Here is a 7,534-nt window from a genome sequence, read left to right as displayed (position 1 = left end):
AATAGGAGCCGGGGCCTCATCTACAGGGCAGTCTTTTCGACTTCGCAGCCCGCCTGGCTCACCGGCTCCTTGCGATGGGCGGTAGCTAATCACCCATCAACGAGAGATACAAGCAGCCCGCTCTGCGGGCGACAACCGTTTGGCATTGGAACTGGCGCAGATCACGGCTGAAGTCAGATCTAAACGGCGAAGCTATAGCAGCCGGCTTCAGGCTATAAAGAGATTACCCATTCATATTACGCCGGGCCACGCCCGGCGTTTCATTGAACTGTTTCTTGTAGGCGCGGCTGAAACTGGAGGCGTCGGCGAAACCCACTTCCGCCGCAATCGCTGCCAGTGGCAGCTTGCTGTTGATCAGCAGCAGGCGGGCCCGCTGCAGGCGGCGTTGGCTGACGTACTGCTGCGGTGTCATGCCGAACTGGCGTTGGAACAGGCAGTAGAAGTGGCTCTCGCTGAGGTTCATCGCATAGGCCAGTTCGCCGTTGCTGGGCGGCTCGGCCAGCCGTCGGTCGATGAAAGCGTCCAGCTCGATACTGTTGAGCCGCTGATTGATCAGCGGCTGGGTCTGCTCGGCCGAGTAGATCCGGCACAGCTGGGTCATGAACAGCGATACCAGCTGGCAGCGCAGCAGCGTATTGGCCGGTTCCGCCGCCGGTTGCAGCTGGCTGGCGGCAAACTCCAGCAGCGGCGCCATCTCCCGGTTCAGCGAGATGAACTCGGGCTGGCGGAACAGGGTGTCGCCGAATGGCATCCGGCAGGCCTGCTCCAGCGCCTGGATATACGGGTCCTGCAACGATACATCCACCACCACCAATTCACTGTCGTCGCTGAGCCCCTCGAACTGGTGCGTGGCCGAAGCCGGTACCAGTGCCGCCGTGCCCTGTACCAGCCGGCCGGCGTTGTTGCGGAACTCGCAGTCCATCCGGCCGCGCCAGCCGATCAGGACCTGGGCGTAGTCATGCAGATGCTCGCCGCGCTGGCGGGCGATCAGATTGCGGCGGGCCTGGCTGTTTGTCATGCAAAAAACACCTTCTCAGTGGCTCGGAAGGGCCGGTCCATAGCCTGGGTATATAACTTCGGAGACTGGGTCAACGGGGCAGATTTCGATTTGGTTACCATGCGACGGCAGAGTAACAACGCGAGAAGCCGTTATGCAACTGAATGCCGAACAAGTACAGAACGCACTACCCTGGGACGCGATGATCAGCGCGCTGCAGGATATCTTCGCCCGTGACGACGTGCACTCGCCGGTCCGCCATCACCACTTCATCGATGTGCCCGGCGAGCCGCAGGCCACGCTGCTGCTGATGCCGGCCTGGCTGGAAGGCGAGTATGTCGGCGTCAAGCAGGTCAACGTGTTCCCGGGCAACAACGCCCGCCAGCTGCCGGGGCTGAGCAGCCACTATATGCTGAGCTGCGGCAAGACCGGCCGGCCGTTGCTGATGCTGGACGGCAACGAGCTGACCGCCCGTCGTACCGCCGCCGCGTCGGCGCTGGCGTCGCGCTTCCTGTCCCGCGAGGATTCCGCCAGCTTACTGATGGTCGGCGCCGGCCGCATGGGCCGTCGGCTGATTCCGGCCCATATGAGCGTACGGCCGATCAAGACGGTGCAGGTGTGGGATCGCAACGAGGCCGCCTCGGCGACGCTGGTCGACGAGCTGCAAGCCGTCGATATCGACGCTCGGGTCTGCCCGAGCGATCAGCTGGCGGCGGTTGCCGGCCAGGCGGACATCGTCAGCTGTGCCACGCTGGCCAACGAGCCGGTGATCCTCGGCGACTGGCTGAAGCCGGGCGCCCACCTGGATCTGGTCGGCAGCTTTACGCCCACCATGCGCGAGACCGACAACCGGGCGATGCAGCGCTGTGCACTGTTCGTCGATACCCGCGCCGGTGCACTGGCGGAAACCGGCGACCTGATCATCCCGATCCGCGAGGGGGCGATCGGCGAGGACGCTATCCTGGCCGAGTTCACCGATCTCTGCGCCGCTCGTCACCCGGGCCGGGCCGGCCTGGACGACCCGCAGCAGGCGATCACCCTGTTCAAGTCGGTCGGTGACTCGAAAGAGGATCTGGCCGCCGCCATCCTGGCGCATCAAACCACGATTCGGGCGTAAGCCTTTGGGGCTGCCCGGTTCGGGCGGTCCCTTTTTTAATCCTGTTTGATCTTTCGTGATATCGAAAAAACCAAAAATAACAACAGGAAGGGGACGTTGGTCACCCATCAGTCACCCGTCCGAGGAGTTCAGAGAATGACCCAAAACCCATCTCCCGAGATCGCCATGCCAAGCCTGGCGGTGGCGCTGATTCCGATCGTGCTGACCATCGGCCTGCTGGGGATCCAGATCTTCTACTACGACGACTTCACGCCCCATATCGCACTGGCGATCGGCTTCGCCATTACCGCGCTGGTCGGCTGGGCACAGGGCTATCGCTGGAAGGATATCGAGTCGGGCGCCTTCCATGTATTGCATGTGGCGATGCCGTCGATCGCCACGCTGATCGTGGTGGGCATGCTGGTCAGCACCTGGATCGCCAGCGGCACCGTGCCGATGTTGATCTACTATGGCCTGGAGCTGATCGACCCGAGCTGGTTCCTGGCGGCGTCGATGCTGCTCTGCTCGGTGGTTTCGCTGTCGATCGGTTCCAGCTGGACCACCGTCGGCACCATCGGCTTGGCGCTGATCGGCATCGGCAGTGCGTTTGATATCCCGATCTACTGGACCGCCGGTGCGGTGGTGTCCGGGTCCTTCTTCGGCGACAAGGTTTCGCCGCTGTCCGATACCACCAACCTGGCGGCGGCGGTGACCGAGACCAACGTGTTCGACCATATCCGCAATATGATGCCGACCACCGTCCCGGCGATGCTGATCGCCTTCGTTATCTACCTGATGGTGGGTGGCCAGACCAGTGTCGACGCCGCTCAACTGGAGCAGATTACCCTGTACAAGGCGGGCCTGGCTGAGCACTTCGAGTTCGGTGTGCTGCCGCTGCTGCCGCTGCTGCTGGTCATGGCGCTGGCGTTCTTCAAGGTGGCACCGATCCCGGCACTGTTCATCGGCTTTATCGCCGGCGCCGTGGTTGCGGCGGCCAATTACGGCTATGACCTGAACCAGGTGCTGACCTTCGCCCATAGCGGCTTCAAGATCGAAACCGACACCGACGCGCTGAACAGCCTGCTGAACCGTGGTGGCGTCTCCTCGATGACCTGGGTGGTCACCCTGATGATGTTCGCGCTGGCCTTCGGCGGTGCGCTGGAACGGACCCGCTGCCTGGAATCGGTGGTGGCGGCAATCATGCGGCTGACCGGTAGTTTCCGAGGCCTGCAGACCAACGCCATCCTGACCTCGGTGGCCACCAACGTGGTGTCCGGCGACGTCTACCTGTCGATTGCGCTGCCCGGCCGGATGTACGGCCCGGAGTACAACAAGCTGGGCTACAGCCGGCTGAACCTGTCCCGTGCCATCGAGGAGGGCGGTACCCTGGTGTCGCCGCTGATTCCCTGGAACGCCGGCGGTGCCTTCGTGATTGGTGCGCTGGGGCTGACCGTGGTGTCCGGCGATTACAGCGCGCTGCTGTACGCGCCGCTGGCCTTCGCCTGCTGGCTGTCGCCGGCGATCGGCATCCTCTACGCCCAGACCGGCTGGTTCTCCAAGCGGGCCGAACCGGCTGAGTTGGCCCAGTCCGCACCGGCTGAGGGCGATACCAGCCTGCAAGAAATGAAAGGAGCTGTCTGATGTCATCCCCCGGTTCCGCCGCTTCGGCAACACCGGGGGCCACTACCCTGGCCGTCGTTGGCGCCGGGGTGGTTGGCCTCTGCACTGCGTTGCAGGCTCAGCGCCAAGGCTACCAGGTCACCCTGATCGACCGGGACCGGCCGGGGCTGAGCGGCGCCTCGTTCGGTAACGCCGGTTACCTGGCCACTGAGCTGATCGATCCGCTGTCGACTGCTAAGACGCTGCGCGCCGCGCCGCGCATGTGGCTCGATCCGAACGGCCCGCTGGCGCTACCACTCGGTTACTTGCATCGCATCCTGCCCTGGCTGGCCCGCTTCATGCTGGCCGCCCGGCCGCAGAATGCGGCGCGCAGCCGGCAGGCGCTGCTGCAGCTGAACCGGGCGGCACTACCGGCCTGGCAACGCTGCCTGGACGATATCGGTGCCCGCGAACAGCTGCTGCCGTCCGGCTATCTGCTGGTCTGGGAGTCGGCTGACAAGCTGGCCGACGCCCAAGACCATGCTGAATACCTGAAACAGTGGGGTATCCGTACCGAGCTGGTTCGCGGCCAGCGGCTGGCCGAGTTGGAACCGGAGCTGGCGCCTCAGCTCAGCCATGCGCTCTATTTCCCCGATGCCCAGCAGGTGCGTGAGCCCTACCAGCTCTGCCGCCAACTGTTCGCGGCGTTCCAGCAGCGTGGCGGTTGTTTTGTCGAACAGCCTGTCGAGGCGATCAGGCCGGGCGAGCGACGGGTCACAGTGCAAACGAGTGCGCAGTCGCTGGAATTTAACCAAGCGATCATCTGTGCCGGCGCCTGGAGCCGCAAGCTGCTTAAGGGTGTTGGCATCGAGGTGCCGCTGGAAGCCGAGCGTGGCTATCACCTGACCGTCGAGAGTGGCCCGGCCCGGCTTAACCGGCCGATCGGTTCGGCGGAGCGGCGTTTCGTGATCAGCCCGCTGGCCTCCGGTCTGCGGGTGGTCGGCATGACCGAGTTGGGCGGCCTGAAACTGAAGCCGTTTCGACGCCGCTTTGCCGCGCTGCGCCACCACAGCCGCGCATTGCTGCCGTCGTTGAAGGGCAGCTCGGCAACGGTTAGTGAATGGATGGGCCATCGGCCGACCCTGCCGGACTCGCTGCCGGTGATCGACCGCCACCCCAAGCACCCGCGATTGCTGTTCGCCTTTGGTAACCAGCACCTGGGGCTGACCCAGGCGGCGATCAGCGCCGAACTGGTGGTCAGCCTGCTGGCGAATACCGAACCGCCGATCGAACCGGCGCCATTCCGGGTCGATCGCTTCTAACAGACGTATTCCGCTTTACCCCTGTCCTCACTGAAAAGGGAACCGAACGCCTCCGGTTCCCTTTTTTTCATTTCTTAATTCTTTGTTTCATTCTTTTCATTTCTTCATTTTTGGTTTCATTCTTTTATTTTCAGATGCCTGCTGAGTCAGTCGCCCGACTGAATGCGTGAGTATCAAAAAAGGGGACGTGACAATGCTGTGTCGAACCGATAACCCTTGTCGCATCAATCGGCTATGATGGAGCCTCATCAAGGTATGCCTGCAGGTAACGCGATATGGATATGAACCTTTCTCTGTATGAAACCCGGGTGATTGGCGCACTGCTGGAGAAGGAGCGCACCACGCCGGATCAGTATCCACTGACGCTGAACGCGTTGACCACCGCCTGTAACCAGAAGAGCAACCGCGAGCCGGTGCTGGAGCTGGCGGAGACCGAAGTGCGCGAGGTGCTGGATGGCCTGTTGAAGAAGCACCTGGTCAGCGAACTGGAAGGTTTCGGCAGCCGGGTAACCAAGTTCAAGCACCGTTTCTGCAATACCGAGTTCAGCGACCTGAAGCTGAGCGACCGGGCGGTGGCGGTACTCTGCGTGTTGTTTCTGCGTGGGCCGCAGACGCCGGGGGAACTGCGCAGCCGTACCAACCGGCTTTGCTCGTTCGACGATGTGCACCAGGTGGAAGCCACGCTGGAGAAGCTGATCAGCCATGACCACGGCCCGCTGGTGGTTAAGTTGCCACGTGAGCCGGGTAAGCGCGAGTGCCGCTATGCCCATCTGTTCAGTGGTGAGGTGGAGCATACCCCTGCGGCGATGCCGTCGTCTGCAGCCGGCGGTTCCTTGGACCAGGAAGAGCGGATCGCCGAACTGGAACAGCAGGTGGCCGAGATGCGCCAGCAGATCGCCGATCTGCAGCAGCTGCTGGATGAGTTGCTGTCCTGATTTCTACGGACAGATTTCAAACGGTATCGGTCGCGGCTGAAACTGCCCGGCCGGAGCCTCACCCCGGCTGGCCGTAGCAGCCCGCTCTGCGGGCGACAGGGCTTGAGTGCAGTGGTTGGCTGTAGGGTTGGCTTCAGCCGACCAAGCGCCGCAGGCGCTTAAACCCAACGACCGGCTGCAATGTCTATGCACGTTGTCGGTCCTGCGGAGCTAATTCGGTCGCGGCTGAAGCCCCTTATATGGACCCACCCGTGTTGGCAAGCACGTTTCCTTTGTACAACATCCGCGGACTTCGAAAGAACCTATGTGGGTCGCGGCTGAAGCCGCGACCGGTATTGAAAAAACTCAGTGGTTATCCGCCCGCGTCGCACTCAACCGCTGAATCATCCGATGCACCGCCTGCATCTGTGGCGCGCTCTTCTGGTAATAGACGAAGGGCGGCAGGTTGTTGCCGCTGTAGCCCCAGAAATCCCAGCAACCGCGCGGGTTCATCGGGCTGAGCTCCGACTTCTTCACCTGCGGGTAGAGCAGGATGATGCCGTTGCTGTCGGCGACCGGATTATAGCCGGTGCCGGTGACATACTCGGTGCCGATCACCGAGATCCCCTGGCGGCAGCCGTGGAAGGCCACATGCACCCGGCAGGCTTCAGTGCGGCACTGTTGCGGCACGTAGACATAGGCTGCGTCATCCATGCTGGTCAGCTCGCTGTCGAAGAACTCCGCCTGGTTGAACTTGATCAACTCGCCACCGGGCTGCTCGGCCGGCGGGTTCAGATTGCCGTAGATATGTTCCAGCAGTCGCTGGGCCTGCTCGAAACCGCAGTTGTTGATATAGGGCGGTTCGGTCTCCGGGCAGGCGGTGTCGTCGGGATTGTCGGTGATGAAGGCGTGGCCGGCGTCGACGCTCTTGTTGTAGCGGATTTGCGGTTCGGGCACCCCTAATTTGCGGTAGAACTCGGCGGTGGTGTCGACTACCCCGGTGATCACGGTTTTGTCGTTGCGGCCGGAGAAAATGTAGATCCGGTCGTCGAGAATATTGGCCGGGTCGTCGATATGGCCGTCATCGGCGTTGGCCCGCGCCAGTTCGGCCAGGTAGCCGCTGTTCGGGAACAGCGTCGACGGACAGCCGAACCAGCTGTATTTGCACGGGTCCATACAGGTGGACACCGCATTGTTGATCGGCGGAATGAACGGGTTGAGCGGGTTGGAGGCGGCGCAGTTCCAAGGGCCACCGGCGATCACGCCGACCCCGATCAGGTCCTTCGAATAGGCGATATGGTACTGGGCGGCCATGAAGCCGCCGGACGACAGGCCGGAGATCGAGGTCTGGTCGCTCAAGGCAGCCAGCGCCGGCAGCGACGGCAACGGTTCCGTTGCCTCGGTCGCAAGCGATGGCAGACCGATTGATAGCAACAGCAGCATCATCAGCAATCGGATCGGGCGGGCAATACGCATTGTCATCTCCTTGAACATCTCGAGCCTCCTGGCCGTGGTTTTTGAAGCGCCAGTATAGCTGTCAAAGCTTGCCGGTTTTATGACCGGTGCACGGCGTTGCTTTCGTTCTGTCGCCAGTGTTACTACCCTG

Annotated in this window: 6 protein-coding genes; 4 read left to right on the top strand and 2 right to left on the bottom strand. The window is 62.5% G+C overall.

Translation table 11 applies throughout. The features are described from left to right. Positions 1-223 precede the first annotated feature (223 nt). Positions 224-1,018, bottom strand: a complete 795-nt coding sequence (locus tag K6T12_RS04725) for a helix-turn-helix transcriptional regulator (protein WP_222219974.1) — start codon at positions 1,016-1,018, stop codon at positions 224-226. 133 nt (positions 1,019-1,151) lie between these two features. Here K6T12_RS04725 and K6T12_RS04720 point away from each other — a divergent pair, with 133 nt between their 5' ends. The 4 genes from K6T12_RS04720 to K6T12_RS04705 all read left to right on the top strand — a co-directional run bounded on the left by K6T12_RS04720 (position 1,152) and on the right by K6T12_RS04705 (position 5,949). Then, complete coding sequence (locus K6T12_RS04720) at positions 1,152-2,114, top strand: ornithine cyclodeaminase family protein (RefSeq protein ID WP_222219972.1); 963 nt, start codon at positions 1,152-1,154, stop codon at positions 2,112-2,114. Between the two features lie 135 nt (positions 2,115-2,249). Further along, complete coding sequence (gene nhaC / locus K6T12_RS04715) at positions 2,250-3,734, top strand: Na+/H+ antiporter NhaC (RefSeq protein ID WP_255611540.1); 1,485 nt, start codon at positions 2,250-2,252, stop codon at positions 3,732-3,734. Then, positions 3,734-5,014: an NAD(P)/FAD-dependent oxidoreductase gene (locus K6T12_RS04710; protein WP_222219970.1), complete on the top strand. Its 1,281-nt coding sequence runs from the start codon at positions 3,734-3,736 to the stop codon at positions 5,012-5,014. The genes nhaC and K6T12_RS04710 overlap by 1 nt, the downstream gene beginning before the upstream one ends. A 275-nt stretch (positions 5,015-5,289) precedes the next feature. Beyond that, on the top strand, positions 5,290-5,949 hold the full coding sequence (locus tag K6T12_RS04705) for a YceH family protein (protein ID WP_222219968.1): 660 nt from the start codon (positions 5,290-5,292) through the stop codon (positions 5,947-5,949). Positions 5,950-6,294: 345 nt separating this feature from the next. Here K6T12_RS04705 and K6T12_RS04700 read toward each other — a convergent pair whose 3' ends face one another. Then, positions 6,295-7,404: an extracellular catalytic domain type 2 short-chain-length polyhydroxyalkanoate depolymerase gene (locus K6T12_RS04700; RefSeq protein WP_222219966.1), complete on the bottom strand. Its 1,110-nt coding sequence runs from the start codon at positions 7,402-7,404 to the stop codon at positions 6,295-6,297. Positions 7,405-7,534 lie beyond the last annotated feature (130 nt).

Origin of the sequence: Marinobacterium arenosum, from assembly GCF_019795155.1 — a bacterium.
Lineage (GTDB): Bacteria > Pseudomonadota > Gammaproteobacteria > Pseudomonadales > Balneatricaceae > Marinobacterium_C > Marinobacterium_C arenosum.
This window is presented reverse-complemented; position numbering and strand designations above follow the sequence as displayed.

Excerpts from the sequence above, each read along its gene's own strand:
- K6T12_RS04725 (WP_222219974.1), bottom strand. The coding sequence starts at position 1,018 with ATGACAAACAGCCAGGCCCGCCGCAATCTGATCGCCCGCCAGCGCGGC.
- K6T12_RS04720 (WP_222219972.1), top strand. The coding sequence starts at position 1,152 with ATGCAACTGAATGCCGAACAAGTACAGAACGCACTACCCTGGGACGCG.
- nhaC (WP_255611540.1), top strand. The coding sequence starts at position 2,250 with ATGACCCAAAACCCATCTCCCGAGATCGCCATGCCAAGCCTGGCGGTG.
- K6T12_RS04710 (WP_222219970.1), top strand. The coding sequence starts at position 3,734 with ATGTCATCCCCCGGTTCCGCCGCTTCGGCAACACCGGGGGCCACTACC.
- K6T12_RS04705 (WP_222219968.1), top strand. The coding sequence starts at position 5,290 with ATGGATATGAACCTTTCTCTGTATGAAACCCGGGTGATTGGCGCACTG.
- K6T12_RS04700 (WP_222219966.1), bottom strand. The coding sequence starts at position 7,404 with ATGCGTATTGCCCGCCCGATCCGATTGCTGATGATGCTGCTGTTGCTA.